The organism is Agrobacterium sp. 22-223-1 (assembly GCF_053522385.1).
The window spans coordinates 336,792-361,830 of sequence record NZ_JBNWCN010000003.1; the positions used below are offsets into that span (position 1 = coordinate 336,792).

Annotated in this window: 20 protein-coding genes; 9 read left to right on the plus strand and 11 right to left on the minus strand. The window is 60.4% G+C overall.

Going from position 1 to position 25,039, the window contains the following annotated elements; translation table 11 throughout:
* The first annotated feature begins 97 nt into the window (after positions 1 to 97).
* Positions 98 to 280 (plus strand): hypothetical protein, encoded by a 183-nt coding sequence (locus ACQZ60_RS16910; protein WP_065657718.1) that lies wholly within the window; start codon positions 98 to 100, stop codon positions 278 to 280.
* Between the two features lie 48 nt (positions 281 to 328).
* Here the strand turns inward: ACQZ60_RS16910 and ACQZ60_RS16915 are convergent, their stop codons facing one another.
* Positions 329 to 532: a CsbD family protein gene (locus tag ACQZ60_RS16915; protein WP_065657719.1), complete on the minus strand. Its 204-nt coding sequence runs from the start codon at positions 530 to 532 to the stop codon at positions 329 to 331.
* Between the two features lie 180 nt (positions 533 to 712).
* Here ACQZ60_RS16915 and ACQZ60_RS16920 point away from each other — a divergent pair, with 180 nt between their 5' ends.
* From ACQZ60_RS16920 to ACQZ60_RS16940, 5 genes are all read left to right on the plus strand, one after another.
* Positions 713 to 1,039: a GCG_CRPN prefix-to-repeats domain-containing protein gene (locus ACQZ60_RS16920; RefSeq protein WP_020810616.1), complete on the plus strand. Its 327-nt coding sequence runs from the start codon at positions 713 to 715 to the stop codon at positions 1,037 to 1,039.
* Between the two features lie 195 nt (positions 1,040 to 1,234).
* On the plus strand, positions 1,235 to 1,930 hold the full coding sequence (locus tag ACQZ60_RS16925) for a superoxide dismutase (RefSeq protein WP_448735686.1): 696 nt from the start codon (positions 1,235 to 1,237) through the stop codon (positions 1,928 to 1,930).
* A 113-nt stretch (positions 1,931 to 2,043) separates the two neighbouring features.
* A complete protein-coding gene (locus tag ACQZ60_RS16930) occupies positions 2,044 to 3,033 on the plus strand; it encodes a Bug family tripartite tricarboxylate transporter substrate binding protein (RefSeq protein WP_078053875.1) in 990 nt (329 codons plus the stop codon).
* Between the two features lie 459 nt (positions 3,034 to 3,492).
* Positions 3,493 to 5,283, plus strand: a complete 1,791-nt coding sequence (locus tag ACQZ60_RS16935; RefSeq protein WP_104680043.1) for an ABC transporter ATP-binding protein — start codon at positions 3,493 to 3,495, stop codon at positions 5,281 to 5,283.
* A gap of 181 nt (positions 5,284 to 5,464) precedes the next feature.
* The gene (locus tag ACQZ60_RS16940; RefSeq protein WP_448735687.1) at positions 5,465 to 7,072 is read left to right on the plus strand and encodes an ABC-F family ATP-binding cassette domain-containing protein; all 1,608 of its coding nucleotides are present in this window, start codon (positions 5,465 to 5,467) and stop codon (positions 7,070 to 7,072) included.
* Here ACQZ60_RS16940 and ACQZ60_RS16945 read toward each other — a convergent pair.
* The 4 genes from ACQZ60_RS16945 to ACQZ60_RS16960 are packed head-to-tail and all read right to left on the minus strand — an operon-like array spanning position 7,066 to position 11,661.
* Positions 7,066 to 8,016: a Csu type fimbrial protein gene (locus ACQZ60_RS16945; RefSeq protein ID WP_448735688.1), complete on the minus strand. Its 951-nt coding sequence runs from the start codon at positions 8,014 to 8,016 to the stop codon at positions 7,066 to 7,068. The two genes, ACQZ60_RS16940 and ACQZ60_RS16945, sit on opposite strands and share 7 nt — an antisense overlap.
* Positions 8,013 to 10,451: a fimbria/pilus outer membrane usher protein gene (locus ACQZ60_RS16950; protein WP_448735689.1), complete on the minus strand. Its 2,439-nt coding sequence runs from the start codon at positions 10,449 to 10,451 to the stop codon at positions 8,013 to 8,015. Before ACQZ60_RS16950 ends, ACQZ60_RS16945 begins: the two co-directional genes overlap by 4 nt.
* Positions 10,423 to 11,142 (minus strand): fimbrial biogenesis chaperone, encoded by a 720-nt coding sequence (locus tag ACQZ60_RS16955; protein WP_026363542.1) that lies wholly within the window; start codon positions 11,140 to 11,142, stop codon positions 10,423 to 10,425. The genes ACQZ60_RS16950 and ACQZ60_RS16955 overlap by 29 nt, the downstream gene beginning before the upstream one ends.
* A gap of 21 nt (positions 11,143 to 11,163) precedes the next feature.
* The gene (locus ACQZ60_RS16960; RefSeq protein WP_003521650.1) at positions 11,164 to 11,661 is read right to left on the minus strand and encodes a Csu type fimbrial protein; all 498 of its coding nucleotides are present in this window, start codon (positions 11,659 to 11,661) and stop codon (positions 11,164 to 11,166) included.
* Positions 11,662 to 12,019: 358 nt separating this feature from the next.
* On the opposite strand from ACQZ60_RS16960, the gene ACQZ60_RS16965 reads away from it, so the two are divergent.
* A complete protein-coding gene (locus ACQZ60_RS16965; protein WP_448735690.1) occupies positions 12,020 to 14,809 on the plus strand; it encodes a bifunctional aconitate hydratase 2/2-methylisocitrate dehydratase in 2,790 nt (929 codons plus the stop codon).
* A gap of 331 nt (positions 14,810 to 15,140) precedes the next feature.
* A complete protein-coding gene (gene catB, locus ACQZ60_RS16970; protein ID WP_448735691.1) occupies positions 15,141 to 15,776 on the plus strand; it encodes a type B chloramphenicol O-acetyltransferase in 636 nt (211 codons plus the stop codon).
* Positions 15,777 to 15,853: 77 nt separating this feature from the next.
* On the opposite strand, the gene ACQZ60_RS16975 is transcribed toward catB, so the two are convergent.
* Positions 15,854 to 17,680, minus strand: a complete 1,827-nt coding sequence (locus ACQZ60_RS16975) for a chloride channel protein (protein WP_448735692.1) — start codon at positions 17,678 to 17,680, stop codon at positions 15,854 to 15,856.
* Between the two features lie 161 nt (positions 17,681 to 17,841).
* Between ACQZ60_RS16975 and ACQZ60_RS16980 the strand changes: the two genes are divergently transcribed.
* Positions 17,842 to 18,261, plus strand: coding sequence for a MarR family winged helix-turn-helix transcriptional regulator (locus ACQZ60_RS16980; RefSeq protein ID WP_142845758.1), 420 nt, complete (start codon positions 17,842 to 17,844; stop codon positions 18,259 to 18,261).
* Between the two features lie 57 nt (positions 18,262 to 18,318).
* Here ACQZ60_RS16980 and ACQZ60_RS16985 read toward each other — a convergent pair whose 3' ends face one another.
* The 5 genes from ACQZ60_RS16985 to ACQZ60_RS17005 all read right to left on the minus strand — a co-directional run bounded on the left by ACQZ60_RS16985 (position 18,319) and on the right by ACQZ60_RS17005 (position 24,994).
* Positions 18,319 to 20,121: an NAD(P)/FAD-dependent oxidoreductase gene (locus ACQZ60_RS16985; protein WP_448735693.1), complete on the minus strand. Its 1,803-nt coding sequence runs from the start codon at positions 20,119 to 20,121 to the stop codon at positions 18,319 to 18,321.
* Positions 20,122 to 20,234: 113 nt separating this feature from the next.
* Positions 20,235 to 21,308 carry a 2,3-butanediol dehydrogenase gene (locus ACQZ60_RS16990; RefSeq protein WP_448735694.1) on the minus strand — a complete coding sequence of 358 codons (1,074 nt, stop codon included), beginning with the start codon at positions 21,306 to 21,308 and terminating at the stop codon, positions 20,235 to 20,237.
* 160 nt (positions 21,309 to 21,468) lie between these two features.
* Positions 21,469 to 23,352: a sigma-54-dependent Fis family transcriptional regulator gene (locus tag ACQZ60_RS16995; RefSeq protein WP_448735695.1), complete on the minus strand. Its 1,884-nt coding sequence runs from the start codon at positions 23,350 to 23,352 to the stop codon at positions 21,469 to 21,471.
* Between the two features lie 154 nt (positions 23,353 to 23,506).
* The gene (locus tag ACQZ60_RS17000; RefSeq protein WP_448735696.1) at positions 23,507 to 23,833 is read right to left on the minus strand and encodes a tetratricopeptide repeat protein; all 327 of its coding nucleotides are present in this window, start codon (positions 23,831 to 23,833) and stop codon (positions 23,507 to 23,509) included.
* Positions 23,834 to 23,914: 81 nt separating this feature from the next.
* A complete protein-coding gene (locus ACQZ60_RS17005; protein ID WP_065657731.1) occupies positions 23,915 to 24,994 on the minus strand; it encodes a LacI family DNA-binding transcriptional regulator in 1,080 nt (359 codons plus the stop codon).
* Positions 24,995 to 25,039: the final 45 nt, after the last annotated feature.

Genomic DNA, 25,039 nt, shown 5'->3' on the forward strand with positions numbered 1-25,039 from the left:
TCCTCTGTGCCCACGGGTGATCCGAAGGCGCAGGGGCTCTACCAAAGCGGTTTCCGGGCAGATAGGATGACCGCGATAATTAGGAGGGAGGGGAGCGATGATCGCAGCCTATATTGACGAATTCATCATGTTTTGCGCCGGCCTGTGGATGACATGTGTCGGCTTTGGTTATCTGCCGCTGTCAAAAAACACGGTCAGTCAGCCGCCGGTTGTTCGTCACTTCAGATGGATGGGGCCTCTGCTGATCGTCATTGCTGCCGTTCTGGCCGCGGCCAGCTGACCGGAGAATCTGGCGCAAAGAAAAACCCCGCCGAAGCGGGGTCTTGTCTTACCAGGGCTGACGTCCATACCAGTCGTCGATGTCTTTCTTGGCCCGGTCCTTTTCGTAACCGTAGCGCTCCTGAATCTTGCCTTCGAGCTGTTCGCGCTTGCCGTTGATGACGTCGAGGTCATCGTCAGTGAGTTTACCCCACTGTTCCTTGACCTTGCCCTTCATCTGCTTCCAGTTGCCTTCAACGCGGTTCCAATCCATTGGTGCTCTCCCTTTTTTTGGCTTGCATTGGTAAATGTCCGAACCTCCGTAGGGTTCCGCCGAGAGGCCGGAATGTTCGGCGTAACTGTGGCCTGCTGCCACGAAAAGATCACGATTCATTCAGCCGCAGTTCACCCGGCGGGGCGCTAAATCCCCTCATCCCACAAGGAGGGAGATAAGATGCGCAAGATGATTCTAACCGCCGGATTAATTCTCGGCGCCCTGTTCGGCACCGGCGCCAACGCCATGCCTGTCGGTCAACCGTCTGCACCTTCGGCATCCCACATTCAAAAGGTGGATTATGCCTGCGGACGCGGCTTCCATTTGACTCCGCGCGGCTATTGCCGTCCGAACGGACCGCGTTATGAGCGCGGCTGGGACCGGCGCGACCGCTGGGAAGCTCGCCGTGAATGGCGCGAGCGTCAGGCCAGACGGGAATGGCGTGAGTGGCGCGACCGCAGAGATTATCGCGACTACCGCGATCGTCGCGATTATTATCGATACTGATCGGGCAAGGCCCTCTCCACGTCGGGAGGGCCTTTCCCATATGGCCCGGTGAGGCCCATCCGCGCTTGGGGAGGGTGTGAATACAGCGTCCCTGCTGCAAATCACCATGGCCTTAGACAGAATTGCCTTCAATGTGAGGAAACCCGGACGGCAGTTCGGGGTTAGTCCCGTATCACCGTTCATAAGGAGGATACGATGGACATCACCAGACGCACGATTCTCACCGCCGGTGCAGCAACCGCCGCCGCTGCAATCTTTCCCCGCCCGCACGTCGCGCGTGCCGCACTGCCCTTGATGCAGCCCAAACTTCCTTTCGCCGAGGCCGATCTCGCGCCAGTGATTTCGGCGAAAACGGTGGGTCTTCATTATGGAAAACACCACAAGGCCTATTACGACAAGCTGAATGCGCTTGCCGCCGGCACGCCCTATGCCGACATGGAGCTGGCGGATATCGTGACGACATCCGCCAAGTCGAAAGAGGCGGCGGACGTCAAGATCTTCAACAATGCCGCACAGGCGTGGAACCATGTCGCCTATTGGGATCAGTTCGTACCGGGCGGGCCGAACCGGCCGACGGGCGATCTCGCCGCTTCGGTAGAGGAGGCCTTCGGTGGCTATGATGGTTTCATCAAACGCGCGGTCGATGTTTCCGATACGGTCTTCGGCACCGGCTGGGTGTGGCTCACGCGCGGCGACGACGACCGGCTCGCGCTGATCGGATATGAGGACGGCAAAAATCCCGTCGCTGTCGGTCGCCCGGCCTATCTCGGCATCGACATATGGGAGCATGCCTATTACGTCGATTATGAAAATCGCAAGGCCGACCATATTCGCGCCGTGCTCGACAAGCTGGTCAACTGGCGGGTCGTCGAAGAACGACTGAAATCATAACGATCCTCTTTCTCCCGAAACCTGCCGGAGCAGCCGGCCGCCTGCGGGTTGCCCTGAGGTGCATTTTAGCTACTATGCGCCCATGGCGAGGAGGCCATGTTACAGGAGGGTTCATGATTTACCGGTCTTCAAAACGGCGCATGGTTTTGAAACTTGCCGCTGCGGCGGTTTCTTTCGGAATGCTGGGAACGGCTGCGCTCGCGCAGGGCTTCCCCGATCGAACGATTACTCTGGTCGTTCCTTTCGCGGCGGGCGGCTCCACCGATGTGGTCGCGCGTGTTATCGCACAGAAGATGGGTGATGAGCTCGGCCAGCAGATCGTCGTTGAAAATGTCGCCGGGGCCGGCGGCAATCTCGGTGCCGACCGCGTAGCCCGCGCCGATCCCGACGGCTATACGATCCTGATGGGAACGGTTGCCACCCACGCCCTCAACCCGCTCATTCTCAAGACCAAGCCTTACGATCCGGAAAAGGATTTCACGCCGGTTTCGCTGCTCGTGGTGGTGCCGAATGTGCTGGTCGTCAATCCGAAGCTCAACGTCAACAGCGTGGCGGAACTGATCGCTCTCTTGAAGGCCGAACCGGACAAACATGCCTACGCCTCTTCCGGCAATGGCACCCCGCTGCATCTTTCCGGCGAACTGTTCAAGAGCATGGCCGGCGTCAGCATGCAGCATGTTCCCTACAAGGGCGCAGGCCCGGCGCTCAACGATCTGCTCGGCAACCAGATTTCCATCATGTTCGACAATCTGCCGTCTTCGTCCGGACATATCAAATCCGGCACGTTGCGGGCGCTCGGCGTCACGACCAAGGAGCGCGCCTCGTCCTTCCCGGATCTGCCGACAATCGCCGAGACGGTGCCGGGTTATGAGACCTATACCTGGAATGCACTCTTTGCGCCTGCCGGCACGCCGCCTGAGGTGGTCGACAAGCTGAATGCCGCGGCCAAGAAGGCGCTTGCCGATCCGGGGGTTGCCGCACGCATGGCGGAATTCAGCGCCAAGATCGTCGCCTCTTCGCCGGATGAGCTGAAGACCCACGTTGCGGCGGAAATCGCCAAGTGGGGGCCGGTGGTCAAGGACGCGAATGTGCAGATGGACTGACCGGTAACGGCAGATACCATCCTCATTTTCCGCCACACATCCTGCCGGTTGCGGACGGAAATAACGACCTGACGAAATCGTGGCCGATGCCGTTGTCGCATCGGCCGCGATTCATAGTGACGCACCCAACCGGTGTGGCCATTCCGCATCACTCACCAGCCGGTTGCAAAAACCCGCTTGGCAAGCTCCAACGGCTGAGTTACAAATCTCACTACCGCGTCAGATCGAACAAAGGGAGGCGTTGCATGACACCAGCATTCTTCGAAACCCTCCCGCAGGGAATGACCCGACACTAGGTCATATCCATTCGCGGCCCGCCATCGCGCGCCCGACATGCGGTTTTACTTCCCCCATAGCCCGATTGATCTGACGGGATCACTTCGTCTCCCGCCCGGGCTGTGCCATCCAACTTCCGTTTTGAGGACCGGTCGCCGATTACATGGCGCTGGGCTGGTAAAAATGACTCGCAAGAAGCTCGATTTCCGCGCCGATGCCTATCGACATGTGCTCGGCTTTGTTTTCAACCATTGGCGTCATCGGCCGGCGCTGGTGGGTTTCATCATCGTTCTGGTGATTGCCAGCACGCTGGCCGAAGTGATGGTGCCGGTCTTTTCCGGCCAGATCGTCGATGCCATTGCCGGTGGCAACGGGGCAGACAAGGCGCTGCGCGCCTTCGTCATTGTGGTGGCGCTGGGGCTGGTGAGCGTTGTGCTGCGCTGGTTCATATTCAACGGCATCATCCGGTTGACGTTGAAAATCATGGCGGATGTCGCCAATAACGGCTTCCACAAGGTGCAGCGCTTCTCCACCGACTGGCATGCCAACAGCTTCGCCGGCTCCACGGTCCGCAAGATCACGCGCGGCATGTGGGCGCTGGATTCGCTCAACGACCTGCTGCTCGTCGCGCTTTTGCCATCCATCGTCATGCTGGTGGGCGCCACCATCGTGCTCGGCAGCTACTGGCCGGTCATGGGCCTGATCGTCGGTCTCGGATCGCTGATCTATATCGGCGTCACGGTCGGCCTTTCCATGGGGTATGTGTCGCCGGCGGCAAGGCTTGCCAATGCCTGGGATACCAGACTTGGCGGCGCGCTGGCGGATGCCATCAGCTGCAATTCGGTGGTCAAGGCCTTCGGTGCCGAGACCCGCGAAGAAACGCGGCTGGGCCATGTGCTGGTGAAGTGGGACAACCGCACGCGTAGGACATGGAAGCGTGGCACGCTGAACGGTACGATCCAGAGCTTCATGATGGTCTCCATGCAGGCCGGCATTCTGGGCACGGGCCTCATCATGTGGCAAAAGGGGCTGGCGACGCCGGGCGACATTACCTTCGTGCTGGCGATGTTCTTCGTGCTGCAGGGTTATCTGCGCGATGTGGGGCAGGATATCCGCAACCTGCAACGCGCCGTCAACGACATGGAAGAGCTGGTGCTGCTGGACAAGATGCCGCTCGGCATCGAGGACAGGCCGGATGCGGGGCCTATCAAAATTGGAAAGGGCGAGATCGTCTTCGATCACGTCACGTTCCAGTATGGCGCGCATCCCACGCCGCTTTACGATGACTTTTCGGTCACCATCAAGGCGGGTGAACGGGTGGGTCTGGTCGGCCATTCCGGTTCGGGCAAGACAACCTTCGTCAAGCTCATCCAGCGGCTTTACGACATCAGGTCGGGCGCGATCCGCATCGACGGCCAAAATATCGCAGGTGTCACGCAATCGAGCCTGCGCGGCCAGATCGCCATCGTGCAGCAGGAGCCCATCCTGTTCCACCGCACGCTGGCGGAAAACATCGCTTACGGCCGGCCGGACGCCACGCGGCGTCAGATCGAGCAGGCGGCGAAACAGGCCAGCGCCCATGATTTCATCATGTCCCTTCCCAAGGGTTATGAGACGATGGTGGGTGAACGCGGTGTCAAGCTGTCCGGCGGTGAGCGTCAGCGCGTCGCCATCGCCCGTGCATTCCTTGCGGATGCGCCGGTGCTGATACTGGACGAGGCCACTTCCAGCCTCGACAGCGAAAGCGAAGTGCAGATCCAGCAGGCGATGGAGCGGCTGATGGTCGGCCGCACCACGCTCGTCATCGCCCATCGGCTCTCCACCGTCCGGGCGCTGGACCGGCTGCTGGTCTTCGACAGGGGCAGGATTGTCGAAGAGGGTGACCATCAGGCGCTGATCCGCCTCAATGACGGCATCTACCGCCGGCTGTTCGAACGGCAGGCGCTGGAGCTGACCAAGGGCCTGGTGGCCTGAAAAAACGAAACGCCGGGGGTATCCTCCCGGCGTTCCCTTCCCGAACATTGACCCCGCGCCACGAACACGCCGCTTTTTTCGCGTAAGGGCGTGTTCTGCGCAACACCAACAGGACGGTGAACCATGGATTTCCACCCGATCACAAAGCCGCAACGCCTTGTCATCAGGGGAACCCATATCCATGCCGCATTCCATCACTCTCTCGGACCTCTCGTGGTCGACACCTGACGGTCATCCGCTCTTTTCCGACATCAATCTTCGCTTCGGACCTGAACGCACCGGCCTCGTCGGGCGCAACGGTGTCGGCAAGACAACGCTTCTGAAACTGATCGCCGGCGAACTGTCGCCGTCCGCGGGCACGGTGTCCGTCTCGGGCAGCGTCAATCTGCTGCGCCAGAGCGTGCAGGTCGTGTCCGACGAGACCGTCGCCGACCTGTTCGAAGCGCGCGATGCGCTGGAGGCGCTTGCCCGTGCGCAGGCGGGAACGGCCACTCTGGAAGAGCTTGAAGACATCGACTGGATGCTGGAGGAGAAAATTGCCGGGGCGCTTGCGCAGGTCGGGTTGGACGCCTTACCCTCCACACCGCTTTCGGCGCTATCCGGTGGACAGCGCACGCGGGCCGCACTTGCGGCTCAAATTCATGCCGCGCCGGATTTCCTGATCCTCGACGAACCGACCAACAATCTCGACCGGGACGGACGCATTTTCGTTGCCGATTTTCTGGCGGGCTGGCGCGGCGGAGCGATCGTCGTCAGCCATGATCGGGAGCTTCTCGAAACCCTCGATGCGATTGTGGAAATGACCACGCTCGGCGCCACCCGTTACGGCGGCAACTGGAGCCACTACCGCGCACAAAAAGCGCTGGAACTGGCCGCCGCCGAACAGGACTTTGCGAATGCGGAAAAGCGTCTGTCGGATGTCAAGCGCCGGTCGCAGGAAGCCTTGGAGCGCAAGGCTCGCCGTGATAGCAGGGGTGCTGCAAAAGCGGCGAGGGGAGACATGCCCCGTATCCTTGTCGGTGCGATGAAAAGGCGTGCCGAAAAGACGAGCGGCGACAACGCCAATCTGGCCAGCCGCCTGACAGCCGAGGCGACGGAAGACCTGAAGACGGCGCGTGAGCGGATCGAAATCCTGCAGGGCGTCAGTGTCACATTGCCGCCCAGCGGGCTGCACGCGACAAAAAACGTGCTCAGCCTGCAAAATCTGACCGCAGGGTATCAGGCCGGACACTCCGTTCTTCGCGACCTGTCCTTCGAGATCACCGGGCCGCAACGGGTTGCCGTCACCGGTCCGAACGGATCGGGAAAAACGACGCTGCTTTCGGTGATCACCGGGGAATTGCCGCCATTCGAAGGCGCGGTGCATATCGGGGTGAAGGCCGTGTTTCTCGACCAGCAGGTCAGCCTGCTCGACGCGAGCCTGTCCATCCGCGACAACTTCCTTCGCCTTAACCCGCAGGCCGGGGAGAATGCCTGCCGCTCCGCGCTTGCGCGCTTCATGTTTCGTGCCGATGCCGCCTTGCAGATCGTTGCAACACTCTCGGGCGGGCAGATGCTCAGGGCCGGTCTCGCCTGTGTTCTGGGAGGCCCGCAGCCTCCGCAATTGCTGATCCTCGATGAACCGACGAACCATCTGGATATCGATTCCATCGCGGCCGTGGAGGCTGGCCTTCAGGCCTATGACGGCGCCTTGCTGGTCGTTAGCCACGACGAGGCGTTTCTCGCCGCCATTGGCATCGAAAGGCGGCTGGAACTTGGGAAGTCAGAGATGCGTTCGGGCGCTCAGTAGTTCACCGTCACGACGACCGTATCGGAGTAGTTTCCCGGCGCTGGCGTGTTCTGCGCCGGGACGCGGCCATAGACGGTCAATGTCTGCAGGCTGCCAGTTCCGGTGCCGGTGGCTATTTCGCCCGCCGCACTTCCCCAGACATTCGTGCGGTTCACGTCGCGGTAGAGACCATAGGTTATCGATCCGCCCGCCTGCACCATCTGGCGCGCGGCTGGCGGGCTGTTGCTCAGGCCACCATTGAGCGCCACACTGTAGTTCAGACTGGTGGTGCAGGTCAGATTGATCGCTCCCGTCGCATTGACTGCCGTGTTCAGCACGCCGTGACTGCCGAAATCGATGTTCTGGGCCGAGATGATGCATGTCGGCGCCACTGCGGCCGACACGTTGAACGGCACCTGCGTGGGGTTCTGGGTCACGGAAGAGCAGCTCGGTGCAAGCAGGGTAAAGGTCGTATAGGTGAAGCTCGTTTCCGCGCCGGCGAAGCTGGAAAGATAAAGGCCGCGCGCTGCCGAGGCCTGACCGGCGTTGATCCGGCCATAGACCGTACGGCTCGTGGTGTTGATAAGGAGCGGCAGTGCCATATCGATTGGCGGAGGCGAGCCGAGTGCGGGCTGCGTGACCGATCCCCATGAGGTTGTCCGCGCCGCGTTCTGGTAAAGCTGATAATTGAGGATGTTGCTGCCCTGAAGCATGCGACGGATGCCGCCCGACTGCCCGCCGCTTCCGGCATTGATGTTGGGGCAGATGCGGATGGAAAGCGCCAGCGACAGGGGGTTGGAGCAGGTGACTGACAATGTCGCCGTCGTGTCCACGGCGCTGCCGCTTGCAAGATTGACGAAGCCGAAATTCATATCCGACATGCTGAAGGTGCAGCTTTGCGCCAGTACCGGTGAAGCCGGGAGGAAAGCGGCGATGGCAAGGGCGGTGCGGGTCAGGACCTTCATGGAATGCTCCTGCATAGGGTTTCGAAAGTTGCGCGTGAATTGCCGGCAGAAGGCACGGTGATCTGGGCTTCGCATTCGCCCTTCGTCGGCTGCACGATGCGGAGCCGATGCGTCTTGCTGATATTGTCGAGATAGGCCTGTCCGTCATAACCGACGATGAAATCGCGCTTGCCGTCGATTTTGCCGGTCGATCCGGTTTCGATGAATTCGCCGCTCTCGTCTTTCAGCGTCACCAGCGCCACCTGACCCTCGGTTTCCACCTTGAAATTGACCACCGCGCCGGCCTGTTGCGTCGGCCTGACGGTCTGTTTCGTCCGGTCGATGCGGGCGTCGACCGGAAGATTGCTCGGGTCGAGCGTGATGTTGTTGACGTCATAGGAGCGCAGGTTCGGGAGCAATATCTTGCCGCGGCGGTTGGTCTGGCCGATGGGGCGGTTTTCCAAAAGGATATCGACGCCGGGCGCGCCCGCATCCACCACGGCGAAAGCGTCATCGATCCGGTTGCCGACAAAGACATCGCCGCCGGCGAGCGCTATCGATCCTTCGATCTGCGCATAGGCCTGTGTCGTGCGGTTAAATTGATCGACGCCGGCCGAAACGCGTGCGGCGCTGCCGCGGTAACTGCCGGAAACGGAGGCGATATCGTTGCCGCCGGTCGAGCCGCGCAGACGCCAGCCATAACTTCCCTCGGCCTGCTCTTCGGATTTTCCGACCTCGGCCGTCAGCGAATATCCATCCGCATCCGACGACATGCCGGCCGAGCCGGAGACGCCGCCGCCGAACGACCAGGAGAGGCCCGCGAAGATGCCGTAGGATTTGTTGTCCTCAAGGTCCTTATAGGCGGTGATGAAGATATTGCCGTTCTCGCCGAACGGCCGCGTGGCGGAAAGGCCGAGCAGCCGGGATCGTCTTTCATCGAAGGTTTCGAGTTCGGTATAGGAGAAATTGAGGCTGGTCTCATCGAAGCCGAGCTGGGTGGAAACGGAAATCTGGTCGAGGGCACGCGGCGGCCGCGCGCTCAACAGCCCGGATACCGTGCGGATATCAGACAGGTCGGCGGAGACGGAGGCCATATCATGATAATCGCCGAATGTCCTTTGCGACCGTGCGTGAAATTTTACCCCCAGCAATTCCGCTTCGACGCTTGCGGAAAGCTGATAACCGCTTTCCGCGCCAAAGCGGCTCGATGCGCCGGAAACCGCCGCCAATCCCTCCGCTCCAAGGGTGAAGACGCCGCCAAAGCCGATATTGTAGAAATTCTCACCGCCTTCCGCATGGCCTTCCAGCGTCAGGCTGTCCGACACGCCATAACGCAGCGTCGCTGAGCCCAGCGGTTTGTCATCGTAATCGAAAGACGAGATTCCGTAATTGCGCCGGGCAAAGCCAAGCTCGGCCGAAAAATCGATGAGGCCCTGCGCCAGCAGATCCGGTGAAGCATAAAAGGGCGTTTCGGACACGGTTTCGCGCCCCAGCGCATCCCGCACCACCAGCCTCGCATTGCCCGCGCCGCTGATGACAGGGAGATTGGTGATCGAGAACGGCCCTTCGGGAACATCCTGCGACAGGCGGCGGACATTGTTGACATAGACGTCGACGGTGGAGGGCACGGCTGCGGAACCGGCAAATTCCGGCATAGGCATGGTGACGATATCCGGCCGCAGGTCGAAATTACGGCGTATCTGCAGGCCGCCCAGCCGCGTCGGGCGTGTCCAGCTCAGCCCGCCGGTGATAAGATCGCCGGCCCGATAGCTCGTCAGTGTGTCCTCGTCCGAATAGCTCCAGGTGGTATCGAGGCGCTGGGTATCGAACTCCGACAGGCGCGATGTGCTCAAAACCTGCGATGAGGACAGCACGCCGAGCGGACCGAAGGCCCTGCTTTCCAAAAGGGCCGAGACACCGTTGAAATCGGCGATATCCGACCATTTGCTGCCGCCGGAGGAACCATAGATCGTGTAATTCACCAGACCTCCAAAATCGCTCGTGGCCTTTTCCCGGGTCTCTTCGTCTTGCTTCTGCGCAATCTTGCCGGAGGCGTCGATCACCCTGTTTGCCCGCGCCGCCATCGGCAGGGTGAAATGCATGGACTGGGTGCCTTCATCGTAACGCGCCACCACATCCGGCAGCCGGGAAATATCGATCCAGCCATCATCGCCGGCAGCGCTTTCAACCGGGGAAATCCCGATATTGGTGAGCTGTTCCGGCTCGATGAGAAACGATCCGGCGTCGTTTTGACGAAATGTGGCGATCAGTTCTGTCGAAACATCGTTGATGTAGACTTCGAGCTGCAACTGTCCCGCTTCTTTTGCGGCAAAAGAGGCCGGTTGCGCCGCAGGGGGAATATCCTGCGCCACGGAGAAACTGCCCGATGAAATGACCGTCAGAGCGGCAATCGTCAAAACGGCAAGATCAGCCGCCCGAGACGCGCGCCGTCGCATTGACGGGGCCGCCTTCGCTGTCTGCCGAAATCTTCAGCGTGCCGCCGCCTTTTTTGCCGCCCGTTGCCGGAACCACAAAGCTTGCGGCGGATCCGCCAAGCACATATCCCACCAGCCCCTGCTGCCGGGCAAGCGCCTGCCCGTTGCTACCGGAAAGCATCAGGTTGGCGATCCTTATCCGCTTTGCGCCCGTATTGGACACCGAGACCCGGTAGCCATTGCCCTGCGGCGTTACCTTCCAGGCCGGTTCCGCATCGCCTGTGGAGGCGGGTGAGAAGAAAACGGGTATGGAGTGGCGCACCACCAGATTGACCGTGCCGGATTGCGGTCTTCCCGCCGGCGGCAACTCATCGACAATGACGCGGTAACTCTCCTCAGCCCGCAGTGGCGCCTTGGAAAGCCGGACGATGCGGATAAGGTTTTCCGCGCCTCCCTTCAGCTGCGTCATCGGCGGGCTGGCGACGACGTCCTGCGCTGCCGTATAGACGTCCTGCCCATTCTGCTGGGTCCAGCGGAATATCCTGACCTGAACGTTGATCGGGGTTTTCGCATCGTTCCAGATGCGGAGGCTGGAGGCCGCGGTGGGCGCTTTAAGATCCAGAAGCACGGGTGCGACCCGTAGCGATGCAGACTGTGAAGGTGAAACACTCAAACCGGCAAAAAACGCAGCCGCTAAGGTAAAAACACGCATGCGCGATCCTCCCTGTGGCGATCAGTAGTTGAGCGTGGCCGTCACCGTATCGGTATAGACGCCGACCGCGGGTGTCGTCTGGGCAGGTACGCGCCCATAGACAGTGAAAGTCTGCGGCGCGCCGGTTCCGGTTCCCGTTTGCCGGTCCGTTCCCACGGTGTTCCCCCACACCGTGCTATGTGCCGCAGTCGTATAAAGCGAGTAGGAAATGGTCGCGCCCGCAGGCGATGTCATCAGACGGTTGGCGACCGTCGCCCCCGAGCCGGCGCCGGCGCTGAGACCCAGACTGAAGGGTGTGCTGGCCGTGCATTGCACGACAATGTCGCTGGTCGCATCGATATTGCTGCCGATCACACCGTTGGTGCCGAAATTGAGGTTGCCGGCGGAATTGATCTGGCATGCCGCCTGAATGGTGATCTGGACGTTGAAATTCGTCGTGGCGACCTGCGCGACGCCCGATGCCGGTGTAAGGACCAGCGCCGCAAATGATAATAAATAGCCTGATGCTGCAAACTTCATGCTGCCTCCCCAAGCTGCTGCGCTGCTGTTTTTCGGTGCGCAACATGGAATTACGCCAATAACGGGTAATTAGAATAATCTAATACTCGTACCGATTTGGTTAATAAATCCTTAATGGGGGATGCCTGAAAAACCACTGGCTGAAATGCAGCAGCCGCCACAATCAAAAGTGTCGCGACGTGGTTGCAAAGCACAGGATCGACGCTAAATCCCGTCTACGAGTTTTTTACTGAAATGCGACATCTTGTCAGCCGGCCCCGGTTGGCGTACTCGAAATCGATAGAAACCCGGGCCGATCAACAGTACCGTTCGGTGACGCTGTGTTCGGCCCCATAGACATCATGACGTTGGGATTGCGATGAACCTTTACTTGGATTACCTGGCTGAAATCAAAAGCAGAGAACCACAGGGTCTCGCGCCCAAGCCGATCGATGACGGTGCACTGACGGCCGAGATTATCGAACTCATCAAGGATGCGGGCAGCGAGCACCGCGCTGATGCCCTGAAATTCTTCATCTACAACACCCTGCCGGGCACCACGAGCGCCGCCGGCGTCAAGGCGGCCTTCCTGAAGCAGATCATCCTCGGCGAAGTCGTCGTGCCGGAGATCGCGCCTTCCTTCGCGCTGGAGCTGCTGTCGCACATGAAGGGCGGCCCGTCGATCAAGGTGCTGCTCGATATCGCGCTCGGCAACGATGCTGCGATTGCCGCCGAGGCCGGCGAAGTGCTGAAGACCCAGGTATTCCTTTACGATGCCGACATGTTCCGCCTGCGCGACGCCTACAAGGCCGGCAACGCCATCGCCAAGGCCGTGCTGGAAAGCTACGCCAAGGCCGAATTCTTCACCAAGCTTCCGGATGTCGAAGACGAGATCAAGATCGTCACCTTCATCGCCGCCGAAGGCGATATTTCCACCGACCTCCTGTCTCCCGGCAATCAGGCGCATTCGCGCTCGGACCGCCAGCTGCACGGCCAGTGTATGATCTCGCCGGAAGCGCAGGCGGAAATCGTCGCGCTGCAGAAGCAGCATCCGGACAAGCGGGTGATGATGATCGCCGAAAAGGGCACGATGGGCGTCGGCTCGTCGCGCATGTCGGGCGTCAACAACGTGGCGCTGTGGACCGGCAAGCAGGCCAGCCCCTATGTGCCCTTCGTCAATTACGCCCCCATCGTCGCCGGCACCAACGGCATCTCGCCGATTTTCGCCACCACCGTCGATGTGACGGGCGGCATCGGCATCAACCTGAAGAACTGGGTGAAGAAGCTCGGCGAAGACGGCAAACCGATCCTCAACAATGACGGCAACCCCATCCTTGAGCAGAAATATTCGGTCGAGACCGGCACGGTCCTCAAGATCGACGCCAAGAATCGCAAGCTGCGGGACGAAAACGGCACCGAGCTGGTCGACCTCGCTTCGTCCTTCACGCCCCAGAAGATGGAATTCATGAAGGCGGGCAGCTCTTACGCCATCGTCTTCGGCAAGAAGCTCCAGACTTTTGCCGCTGAAACGCTTGGCGTCGAGGCGACCCCTGTCTTTGCACCGAACAAGGAAATTTCGATCGAAGGCCAGGGCCTCACGGCCGTCGAGAAGATTTTCAACCGCAACGCCGTTGGCGTGACGCCTGGCAAGGTGTTGCACGCCGGCTCCGACGTTCGCGTCAAGGTCAACATCGTCGGCTCGCAGGATACGACCGGTCTGATGACCGCGCAGGAACTGGAAGCGATGGCGGCGACCGTCATTTCGCCGCTGGTGGACGGCGCCTATCAGTCCGGCTGCCACACGGCGTCCGTCTGGGACAAGAAGGCTCAGGCCAACACGCCGAAGCTCATGGCCTTCATGCACAATTTCGGCGTCATCACCGGCCGTGATCCGAAGGGCGTCTATCACTCCATGACGGACGTGATCCACAAGGTGCTGAACGACATCACCGTTGATGACCGGGCAATTATCATCGGCGGCGACAGCCACACCCGCATGTCCAAGGGCGTCGCCTTCGGTGCGGACTCCGGAACCGTCGCGCTTGCGCTCGCCACCGGCGAGGCGACCATGCCGATCCCGCAGTCGGTCAAGGTCACCTTCAAGGGAACGATGCAGCCCTACATGGACTTCCGCGATGTCGTGCACGCAACGCAGGCGCAGATGCTGCAGCAGCACGGCGACAACGTGTTCCAGGGCCGTATCATCGAAGTCCATCTCGGAACGCTGCTTGCCGACCAGGCTTTCACCTTCACCGACTGGACGGCCGAGATGAAGGCCAAGGCGTCGATCTGCATTTCCGAAGACGAAACGCTGATCGAGTCGCTGGAGATCGCCAAGTCGCGCATCCAGATCATGATCGACAAGGGCATGGACAACGCCGCACAGACGCTTAAAGGCCTGATTGCAAAGGCGGATCAGCGCATTGCGGAAATCCGTTCCGGTGAAGTTCCAGCATTGAAGCCTGACGCGAATGCGAAATATTTCGCTGAAGTCGTCGTCGATCTCGATGTCATCAACGAACCGATGATCGCCGATCCAGACGTCAACAACAACGACGTTTCGAGACGCTACACGCACGATACGATCCGTCCGGTTTCCTATTATGGCGCTACCAAGAAGGTCGATCTCGGCTTCGTGGGCTCGTGCATGGTGCACAAGGGCGACGTGAAGATCGTCGCGCAGATGCTGCGCAACATCGAAAAGACCGAAGGCAAGGTCGAATTCAAGGCTCCGCTCGTCGTTGCCGCGCCGACCTACAACATCATCGACGAGCTGAAGGCGGAAGGGGATTGGGAAATCCTGCAGAAATATTCCGGCTTCGAATTCGATGATATCAATCCGAAGACAACGAACCGGACCGAATACGAAAACATCCTCTATCTGGAACGCCCGGGCTGCAACCTGTGCATGGGCAACCAGGAAAAGGCGGCGAAGGGTGACACGGTTCTGGCAACCTCGACGCGTCTCTTCCAGGGCCGTGTCGTTGAAGACAGTGCCGAAAAGAAAGGTGAATCGCTTCTGGCCTCGACCCCGGTCGTGGTGCTGTCCGCCATTCTCGGCCGTACGCCAAGCATCGAGGAGTATCGTTCCGCCGTCGAGGGCATCGACCTGACGAAGTTCGCTCCGCCGAAGACGACGCCGATCGATTCCCAGTCGGTGCATTACTGAGATCGTGATTATCGCCATGGTTGGGCTACAGGCTCCGCGCTGGCGATGCACTGAAAACGCCGAATGAACGTGGACAGCGGGGAGAAATCCCCGCTGTTTTTTATGGGTGGCGGCGCTGCGACCCGACCATTGGAGACTGGCGACATGTCTCGGCTTGGCCTTCGCCTCTTTTTGCGGTAACCAGACTGAATGATAAAAGCATCGAGTATCACCTGCATCTAGCTCCCGCCGCAGCGCGAGGAGCATCGAGCGAAAAGCCGACAGGCTTGGCGCTCGGCGTCGGCTTGTCTGAAGGCAAGCGAATGCGAACATATGCAGTGAGATTACTCCAATGGAAAATTACTTCGAAAGCCCGTTCCGGGGCATCACGCTTGACAAGCAGGTCAGGAACCCGAACCTCGTGGTCGGGAAATACAGCTATTATTCCGGCTATTATCACGGCCACAGTTTTGAGGATTGCGCCCGTTATCTGCTGCCGGATGAAGGCGCGGACAGGCTGGTGATCGGAAGCTTCTGCTCGATCGGTTCGGGCGCCGCCTTCATCATGGCCGGCAATCAGGGCCATCGCAACGAGTGGATCAGCACCTTCCCGTTCTTCTTCATGCCGGAGGTGCCGGAATTCGAGAATGCCGGCAACGGTTATCTGCCGGCGGGCGATACCGTCATCGGCAACGATGTCTGGATAGGCTCGGAAGCGATCATCATGCCTGGCATCACGGTCGGCGATGGGGCGGTTATCGGAACGCGGGCGCTGGTGACGAAGAATGTCGAACCCTATGCCATCGTCGGCGGCAACCCCGCAAAAACGATCCGCAAGCGGTTCGATGACGACAGCATCGCCCTGCTGCTCGAGATGAAATGGTGGGATTGGCCGGCGGCACGGCTGAAAGCGGCAATGCCGCTTATAACCAGCGGCAATGTCGCCGAGCTTTATCGGTTCTGGCGATCCGATAAGCCGCAGCCGTAAAAATGCCCGGCCCGTCTCATCGAGGCGGGCCGGCGCTTTCGGGTGATATGCGGGCGAGCGGAAAGGTCTGCCCTGTTTCAGGGCGTCGTCGCAGGCTGGCGGCGATTTGTCATTGCCGTTCCTATGAAGGGTTGCCGTTCCTGCTCGGACCTCTGCTGCGCCTGGCGCAGATGAAGCAGGTCCTTGCGCGTAACGAGACCGACGAGACTATTCGAGGACTTGTCTACAATGGTGATCCTGCCCGTGTCGGCGCTGAGCATTAGGTCGGCGATCAAGCCAACGGGGTCGTTTTCGTGCGCAACCGGGATTTCGCGGTCAGCGAGCCTGTCGGCCAATGTTTCTTCGCCGCCATGCGGCTCCTGTTGCCAGGAGAGAATGTCTGCCCGCGACACAAGCCCCACCAGCGTTCCCTCGGGCTGTACCACCGGATATGTCCGGTGCGTTTCCTGCGAGCCGGTGAAGAATGAAATCGCCTGCGATACCGTCATCCCGGCAGGCAGCGTGTCGACCTTGCGGATCATGATCTCGGACGCACGGGTGAGCTCAAAGGAATCGATCGCATATTCGCGCGTGATGTGCTGGCCGCGCCGGGCGATCTTTTCCGTGAGGATCGAGCGCCGCATCAAAAGGACGGTGACGGAATAGGCGGCCACGGTGGCGATCATGAGCGGGATCGCGGTGCTGAGATCGCCAGTGATCTCAATCGCGAAGAAGATCCCGGTCAGCGGTGCGCGCATTGTCCCACCCATCATGGCGGCCATGCCAAGCAACGCCCAGAGGGCGGGCTCGCCGGGCAGGAATGTCCCTGTCAGATAACCCGCCGATCCGCCGAGGATGAGAAGCGGCGCGAGCACACCGCCGGATGTGCCCGAGGACAGGGCGATGAGCCAGATTCCCGACTTGACCAGAAGAATGGTGAGGACGGCCTGAGCGGCAATATGGTTGTCGAGAAGGTCGGCAATAATGTCGTAACCGACGCCGAGCGCTCTTGGCTCCATCAGGCCGCCGAGGCCGACGGCGAGGCCGCCGAGCGCCGGCCACCACATCCAGTGGATGGGGAGCTTTTCGAAAAGATCTTCGATCTTGTAGAGCAATATAGTCATCAATCCCGACTGCAGGCCGGCGAGCACGCCGATCAGGACGCAGGGTGCAAGCCCCCACCATGGCAGGTCATAAGCGAAATCCGTAGGAAATAGCGGACCGGTGCCGAAATAGAACGGCCGCCAGGTAATCGAAACCGCAGCAGCGACTGCAACCGGTATGAAGCTTCTCGGCTTCCACTCGAATAGCAGGAGTTCGACCGCGAGCATGACAGCGGCGATCGGCGAACCGAAGATCGCCGTCATGCCGGCGGCGGCGCCTGCCACAAGCAGGGTTTTGCGTTCCGCGCTGCTCATGTGGAAACATTGCGCAAAGAGAGAGCCGATCGCGCCGCCCGTCATGATGATCGGGCCTTCCGCGCCGAAGGGCCCGCCGCTACCGATCGAAATGGCAGACGAGAGAGGCTTCAGGAGCGCCACTTTAGGCGACATACGGCTGCCGCCGATAAGAATCGCCTCGATCGCTTCCGGAATGCCGTGTCCCCGGATTTTTTCCGAACCGAAACGGGCCATCAGCCCGATGACGATACCGCCGAGAACCGGCGCCACGACCACCCATAGGGACGGATGTATGTCTGCGAAACTGACCTCGTGTGTGCTGAGCCTGCCAAGCCAGACAGTGTTGGTAACAAGCTGGATGAGGCTGACCAGAAGCCATGCGGCAAAGGCCCCGAGCGAGCCGACGATGCAAGCCATGGCGATCAGCAGCAGCACGCGTTTGTCCGTCGTGAAATCACCGGCTTGCCGCCTTGGAAAACCGCTATCGAATTGACTTGATCTGAAGGGTGATGAGGCTTGGGTCAACGGCTTATCCTTGGGTGCGCGAAAATAGTGGCGCGATAAATATGTCGCAATACGATATAAATCAATGGATTTGTAATCTCTCAAAATATCCGGCGATTTTCATTCGCGGATAGTCGGGCTAAAGAAGAATGAGAGGCGACCAGGATAAGGGCTTGCGAAATATGACATTGCCGACCCAATCGGAATATGAGGCGCTTGCCGTCTTTCGCCACACGCTTAAGAAATTCATGGATTTCAGCACCTCGGCCGCTCAGGCGGCGGGCCTGCCGCCGCAGCAGCATCAGGCGCTTCTGGCCATCAAGGGCTTGCCGGCGGGCGAGGTCATGACGGTGGGGCTACTTGCGGAACGGCTGCTGATCGCGCCCCATTCGGCAACCGAGCTCGCCGGTCGTCTGTTAAGCGGCGGCCTCATCACGCGCGAACCAGACCCTGCCGATCGCCGCCGTCAGACGTTACAGCTGACGGAAAAGGCCGAGCAGGTCATGGCGCATCTGAGCACGATCCATCTCAAGGAAATCCGCGAAACGGCGCCGCAGCTGATTGCCATATTGAGCGAGCTTGGAAACGTGGAAAAGACTTAGACGCAGACATGTATGTCGCCCGGGGCGCCGAGCTTGGCCTGCGCCCCTGGGCTCTGATCAGGACAGATGATGCGGCTTCTGAAGGCCGTAAACGGGCGTTTTCAGGCCCACCTGTCTCGCCTTGAGCTGGAGCGAGAGATATTGCGAATAGTGCCGCGATTGATGCAGATTGCCGCCGTGGAACCACAGCGCCTGCTGTTGTGTTGGCTTCCACATGTTGCGCTGCTCGCCTTCCCATGGGCCGGGATCCTTGGTGGTGTCGGAACCGAGGCCCCAGCATTTGCCCACCTTGTCCGCCACTTCACGCGAAATGAGATCGGCGGCCCAGCCATTCATCGAACCATAGCCGGTCGCATAGACCACCAGATCGGCAGGCAGTTCCGTGCCGTCCTTCAGCACCACGGCATTCTCCGTCAGATGCGAGACGTCGACACCGGATCTGAGTTTGATCGAGCCGTCGATCACGAGGTCACAGGCCCCGACATCGATGTAATAACCCGATCCACGCCGCAGATATTTCATGAACAGGCCGGATTCGTCATCGCCGAAATCGAGCATGAAACCGGCTTTCTCAAGCGCGGCATAAAAATCGGCATCCTGTTCGCGAATGCGATCGTAAACGGGAACCTGAAACTCATGCATTATCCTGTAGGGCAGGGAGGCGAAGATGAGGTCGGCCTTGCGCGTCGTCATGCCGTTTGCCACTGCCCGCTCGGAATAGAGATCGCCGAGCCCGATATCCATTAGCGAGTCCGATTTGACGATATGGGTGGAGGACCGCTGCAGCATGGTGACATCGGCGCCTGCTTCCCAGAGCGCTGCGCAGATATCATGCGCCGAGTTGTTGGAGCCGATCACCACGACCTTTCTGCCGGCATAGGCGTCCGGACCCGGATGCTGCGAGGAATGCTGCTGCTCGCCCTTGAAGACATCCTGTCCGGGGAGTTTCGGGATATTCGCCTTGCCGGACATTCCTGTCGCCAGCACCAGCTGTTTCGGCCGCAGTACGACCTCCTTGCCCGCCCGGTCGACAATCACTGTCCACTCGCCCGTCGCGTCGTCATATTGTGCCGACCTGCACGTGGTGGAGCCCCAATAATTCAGCTCCATCACCTTGGTGTACATTTCCAGCCAATCACCTACCTTGTCTTTCGGCGTGAAGACGGGCCAGTTTTCCGGGAAGGGAATGTAGGGCAGGTGATCGTACCAGACGGGGTCATGCAGGCAGAGCGATTTGTAGCGCTTGCGCCAGCTGTCGCCGGGCCGCTCATTTTTCTCGATGATGATCGCCGGCACACCAAGCTGGCGAAGACGCGCGCCGAGTGCAATGCCGCCCTGTCCGCCGCCGATGATGACGACATAGGGCTGCTCCGAATAGCCGAGTTCGGTGGCTTCGGCTTCGCGTTTTTCCTTCCAGGTCCGGCGGTTGCGGTCGTGGCCGTGCTCCGCGCCCATCGGACGGCGGATACCCTTTGGTTCCTCATGGCCCTTCAGTTCGCTCATGGTGGTGAGCAATGTCCAGATCAGCCCGTCCTTCAGGCGGATGTGGCCGTAACCGCGGGCGACACCGGTCTCGAACTCGAACCAGCCTTCGGTGACGCCATCGCCTTCCGAGGCTTGCTCCTTCACATCCTGCACCAAGCCCGAGGGTTTGATGGCGGAAAGCTGGCTCGTCAGCATGTCGCGGATTTGCTCACGGCCTTCCAGCGTCTTCAGGTTCCAGGTGAAGGTCACGAGGTCGCGCCAGTAACAATCGGCCTGAAACAGGTTGACGGCGGCGTCTATGTCTCCATTTTCCAGCGCATTGCCGAGCTTGGAAAGAACCGTGTCGATTTTGGTGGCGGGACTGACATCAAGCATATTCATCTCCTCCATGGTGCTTGGTCTGATGGTGAAGCGGCGAAAGCGCCGCCCCGAAAGCCAACGGCTCCCGCATACCGGGCTCCTCTTCCCGGCATGCGGAGGCGGAAGGCCTATTTCGAAAGATCGATCAGGATTTTCAGATGGGTGCCGGCGGGGTCGAGCAGGGCATCAAAACCTTCCGACACGGCCGTATCGAGCGTGATGCGTTTGGTAACGATCTTCGTTGCCGGCAGCAGGCCGGAGGCGATGAGCCGGATGACGCGGGGCCAATAATGGGTCGGATAGGCCCACGAGCCCTTGATCTCAAGGTCGCGGAATGTCACCTGGAACCAGTCGATCGGGTTTTCATGCGGATGCAGGCCGGTCTGGACGACGACGCCCTGTTTGCGCACCGCATCGACGCAGGCCTTGAGCGCATGTTCATTGCCTACGCATTCAATGGCGACATCGCAGCCGACCTTGCCTTCCGTTGCTGCGCGCACGACATCACCGACATTGTCGCGCTTGGGGTTGATGGCGATGACGTCAGGGACGATGCTGCGGGCAAGCTCAAGGCGGGCATCATTGAGATCGGACACGAAGAGCTGGGCAGCGCCGGCCGCACGGGCGGCGAGAAGCGTGAGCATGCCGATCGGGCCGGCGCCTGTAACCAGAACGCTGTTGCCGGCAGTGACGCCACCGCGATCGCAGGCATAGACCGCAACGGCTGAGGGTTCGACGAGTGCGGCCTCTTCATCGCTCATCTCCTCGGGAATCTTCTGGACGTTATATTCATTGACGAGTGCTGCCTGCGCCATGCCGCCGCCGTCCCAGCTGAGACCGACCAGCGCCAGCTGCGTGCTCAGATGGAAGAGGCCACGGTCGGCGAAATAGTCACCGGATCGCGGCATGACGAGCGGCTGGATCGAGACGCGATCACCGACGCCGACCGAGGTGACGCCTTCGCCGATGGCCTCCACGACACCACCGAATTCGTGACCGAGAATTTGCGGGCCATGGGCGCCGGTAAAGGGGTGCGGTTCGGTGGGGATGAAGATCGGACCGTAACTATATTCATGCAGATCGGTGCCGCAGATGCCGACGAACCGGTTGCGGACGAGAACCTGTCCCGGCCCCGGCCGTTTCGGCTCGGGTATGTCTTCGATCCGCAGGTCCCTGGCTGCATGAAATCTGAGCGCGCGCATGTTTTCTCCTCGATGGCTCCTGATGCCGGAGAAGGTGCAATGCCCGTGCCAGCACGGTTTGCCGTGCCGGAAGCCCGAAATTGCGGGGGTTTACCAGAGTGAAGGTTTTATACAGCGCCACAGCTGTGGCGCGACAGCCGTGGCGCATGCCTCACTTTTTCTAGTGAGGCTTTCCGATGCCGAGGCGTCGCATTCGCCGGTGCATGGTGGTGCGGTCGATGCCAAGCCGGCGCGCGGCCTCCGACACATTGCCGTTGCAGGCGGCCAGAAGCGCGCCGAGATCGGCACCGCGACTGTCGATCATGGGGGCTGACGTTGCGGAGACAAGATGATCGGGAAGGTCTTCCGCCGTAATCAGCCCGTCATCACAAAGGGCGGCGGCAAAGGCTATCGCATTGTCCAGCTCGCGGATATTGCCGGGCCAGCGATGGCCAAGGATCGACATCCGGGCGGCGTTGGAGAGCGTCAGGGGACGACCCGGCAGCCCATGTTTTTCCAGAAACCTATCGAGGAGCCAAGGGAAGTCGTCGCGCTCGCAAAGCGCCGGCAAGGTCAGCACGGCCGCATTCAGGCGGTAGTAGAGATCTTCGCGGAAATCACCTGTCCGTACCATGTCGCTCAACGGGCGGTGCGATGCGGAAATCACCCTGAAATCCACCTTCTGGGGGGTGGAGCCTCCGACGGGCAGGATCTCGCCTTCTGCCAATACGCGCAGCAGCCGGCTTTGTGCCGCAAACGGCATGTCGCCGATCTCGTCGAGGAAAAGCGTCCCGCCCTGCGCTTCTTCCACCAGCCCCTTGCGCCCTTTCGCCAGCGCTCCCGTGAAGGCTCCCGGCAGATAACCGAACAATTCGCTCTCGATCAGCTGCTCGGGAATGGCGGCGCAATTGACGGCGACGAAGCGGCCAGAAACGCCGCTGACGTCATGAATGATGCGGGCGAGATGTTCCTTGCCGGTTCCGGTCTGTCCCTGCAGCAGGATCGGCAATTTTGCGGGCGCCAGTTTTTCCACCTTGCGCCTGAGGTTTCGAACCGTCGGACCATCGCCGCCGATCTCTTCCATGACCGGCTGAGATTTTGGACGGGAAAGCGGCACGGTCGACCGGTGTTGTTGCGGTTCGATCGCGTGCGCATAAAGCACGATGCCGTCCTTCACGACGATGCGCCTCTCCTGCGGCAGGCTTGATCGGGTGAGGGAGGCGAGTTCATCGAAGCCGGCCTCGAAAAACTCCTCCACGCGCTCTCCGAGGAGGCGCTCGGGCATGCGCCAGTCAAGCCCGCGCGATGCGGCGAGAAGGCGTGCGGCGGCATGCGTCATGCCCGTTATCCGGCCGGAGCCATCGACGGACAGGGCCGCTTCGGGGTCGACATCCAGAAATTCGGGCGCGCCCGCAAAGCGCAGTACAAGATCATGGCGGCTGCTGGCCATCAGATTTGCGAGTTCGATCCGTCGCACGGTCGAGGAAACCAGATGGCGCGCCATGTTCTGGCTGGTCTTGAGTACAGGCGAACTTAGGAGTGAAATATCGAGTACGGCAGTGAGCGCGCCGTGGGTATCGTAGATCGGTGCTGCGGTGCAGGAAAGCGGTGTATGCGTCACATCAAAATGATCGGTCTGATGGATCGTCAATGCTTCGCCGGTGGCGATGCAGGCGCCGACGGCGCAGGTACCGGCACGCGGCTCCGACCATTCAGAGCCCAGGTAAAGCCCGGCCTTGCGCAGATTGTTGTTGAATGACGGATCGCCCAGAAACTCGACCGTCACCCCTTGCTGATCCGAAAGAAGCAGAACGTAGTTTTGCTCGGCCACCTGCCGGTATAGCCGCTCCAGGCCGGAACGGGCGATGTGCACGAGGTCTTCAGCTCGTTGGCGATGCTCGCGCAGGCATGTTTCGGAAACGATGACGGCTTCGCGGGCCTTGGCCGGATCAAGCTGATAGGTGTCGAGACAACGCCGCCAGGATTCGAGCACCACCGCATCCCGACCGGTATTCCTGCCTTGTCCGACGTGCTCGATTTCCTTGATGTGATCCGAAAAACCCATAAATCACCGGCCCTCGACAGCCGCCTCCCGTGATTTTTCCGGCGATCATAGCCAGTTTTATGAAATCTGGCTAACCTCCCCGTGATTTTTTAGCGCATTGGCTCGATTGTGCTGGCAGCGAAGCAGCCTAGTCGCGCCTGTGATACGCGTCTCATCAACTGCCGCCCTTCAGGGCGCGTGACCGCAAACGTCGCAGCCGGACCTCCATCTGCCTCTTTGCCTGAATGTCGCCGCGCCTGACGGCCACCGCGATGCCTTCCACCCACGCCGCAATGGCGCCGTCGTCATCTCCCAGCCGTGAACGACATTCGCCGAGTTCGGCCCAGACCGCCGAATAGTCGGGATCCTGCCGGATGGCCTCCTGGAGATGAAGCGCGGCAACTTCGAACTGCCCGGCCGCCTTGAGCGTCTTTGCGATTGAAAAGCGCAGGAGCGGACTGTCACGTCCGTCTTCCAGCATCCTCATGAGTTTTTCGATCATCGTTGTCCCGTTGCAATGGTGAAGCACCATGCGATCGGTACGACCTCAAGCGCGGTTGAGGTCAAGCGGGATTTCGCGCGTTCACTTCGCCATGCGACGCAATGCAACCGGGTCCCATATGTCGTCGAGCGGGCCTTCGAGAGCGGTTCGCGGGGGAATGAGCTTCGGTTCGATGATAGTGACTTCCGGCTCGGTCCGGTTCTCTTCCAGCAGTTCGAAACCCTTTTCAAGCATCTGCGCGATATCGGGTTTAATCATATAGACCGGGAAGGGAAGGAATGACCCGAAAGGGTCGTAGTCGAAGCAGCCGACAACGATGTCGCCGAAGGCCTCGCCATCATGACGCCCCATGAAACGCAGCAGGCCTTCGAAATTTATCGATGAATTGACGAAGAAACAGCGGGGCAGGCGGCCCCTGCGCTCGAAGAAGCGTTCGAATGCCAGCTCCGTCATATGCGGTGAATAGCCGGTGATCTCGATATCGTCTCCGCTCTCCGCCCCGAAATAAGCGGCCTTGGCGGCGTGGAAGCCGTCGATACGTTCGCGGCTGGCGTGGTCGTCATGACCGCCGAACAGGATGACGTCGTCAGGGCCGAGAGGCCCGCCTTTTTCCGCATGGGCAAGGATCGCCGATGTCAGTATCTCCGCACCGTGCCTGTTATCGGAAATGACCGAGGGTACGAATTTGCCGGGAAGGTCGATATTGACATGCGGCAGTGCTGCGCGGGCGCAGACCTGGTGCACGCCGTCGGGATCGGTCGCGCCTGCAATGAAGAGGGCATCGATGGAATAGGCGATCAGGGTCTCCACGGTGCGGCGTTCTTCTTCGGGATCGCGCCGTCCGGAGACCACCATGGGCGACAGGCCGCGTTTGCGTGCCTGCCCCTCGAATGTCTGCGCCATGGATGAAAAGAACCGGTTGTCATAAATGGGCACCAGAAGCCCGACGAGACCGGATTTCGAACTTCTCAGACCGCGGGCCTGCAGGTTGGTGGTGTAGCGATGCGCCTTGGCGAGCGAGAGAATCTTATCGGCAGTCTCCTCCGAAATCCGCCGTTTGCGCCACGATCCGTTCAACACCGCGCTCACTGTCGAGGCTGATGCGCCCGACAATATCGACAAGTCATAAATGGTGGCTTTCTTGGAACTTATACCCGTCACTGCGATCTCCCCAACTGATTCCAATTATTAGAGCACACATCCCCT

Coding starts and splice junctions, on each gene's coding strand:
- ACQZ60_RS16985 (WP_448735693.1), bottom strand. CDS start 20,121: ATGCTTGATGTCAGTCCCGCCACCAAAATCGACACGGTTCTTTCCAAG.
- ACQZ60_RS16930 (WP_078053875.1), top strand. CDS start 2,044: ATGATTTACCGGTCTTCAAAACGGCGCATGGTTTTGAAACTTGCCGCT.
- ACQZ60_RS16995 (WP_448735695.1), bottom strand. CDS start 23,352: ATGGGTTTTTCGGATCACATCAAGGAAATCGAGCACGTCGGACAAGGC.
- ACQZ60_RS16945 (WP_448735688.1), bottom strand. CDS start 8,016: ATGAAGGTCCTGACCCGCACCGCCCTTGCCATCGCCGCTTTCCTCCCG.
- ACQZ60_RS16955 (WP_026363542.1), bottom strand. CDS start 11,142: ATGCGTGTTTTTACCTTAGCGGCTGCGTTTTTTGCCGGTTTGAGTGTT.
- ACQZ60_RS17000 (WP_448735696.1), bottom strand. CDS start 23,833: ATGATCGAAAAACTCATGAGGATGCTGGAAGACGGACGTGACAGTCCG.
- ACQZ60_RS16980 (WP_142845758.1), top strand. CDS start 17,842: ATGACATTGCCGACCCAATCGGAATATGAGGCGCTTGCCGTCTTTCGC.
- ACQZ60_RS16925 (WP_448735686.1), top strand. CDS start 1,235: ATGGACATCACCAGACGCACGATTCTCACCGCCGGTGCAGCAACCGCC.
- ACQZ60_RS16920 (WP_020810616.1), top strand. CDS start 713: ATGCGCAAGATGATTCTAACCGCCGGATTAATTCTCGGCGCCCTGTTC.
- ACQZ60_RS16940 (WP_448735687.1), top strand. CDS start 5,465: ATGCCGCATTCCATCACTCTCTCGGACCTCTCGTGGTCGACACCTGAC.
- ACQZ60_RS16910 (WP_065657718.1), top strand. CDS start 98: ATGATCGCAGCCTATATTGACGAATTCATCATGTTTTGCGCCGGCCTG.
- ACQZ60_RS16950 (WP_448735689.1), bottom strand. CDS start 10,451: ATGCGACGGCGCGCGTCTCGGGCGGCTGATCTTGCCGTTTTGACGATT.
- catB (WP_448735691.1), top strand. CDS start 15,141: ATGGAAAATTACTTCGAAAGCCCGTTCCGGGGCATCACGCTTGACAAG.
- ACQZ60_RS16935 (WP_104680043.1), top strand. CDS start 3,493: ATGACTCGCAAGAAGCTCGATTTCCGCGCCGATGCCTATCGACATGTG.
- ACQZ60_RS16990 (WP_448735694.1), bottom strand. CDS start 21,308: ATGCGCGCGCTCAGATTTCATGCAGCCAGGGACCTGCGGATCGAAGAC.
- ACQZ60_RS16960 (WP_003521650.1), bottom strand. CDS start 11,661: ATGAAGTTTGCAGCATCAGGCTATTTATTATCATTTGCGGCGCTGGTC.
- ACQZ60_RS16915 (WP_065657719.1), bottom strand. CDS start 532: ATGGATTGGAACCGCGTTGAAGGCAACTGGAAGCAGATGAAGGGCAAG.
- ACQZ60_RS16965 (WP_448735690.1), top strand. CDS start 12,020: ATGAACCTTTACTTGGATTACCTGGCTGAAATCAAAAGCAGAGAACCA.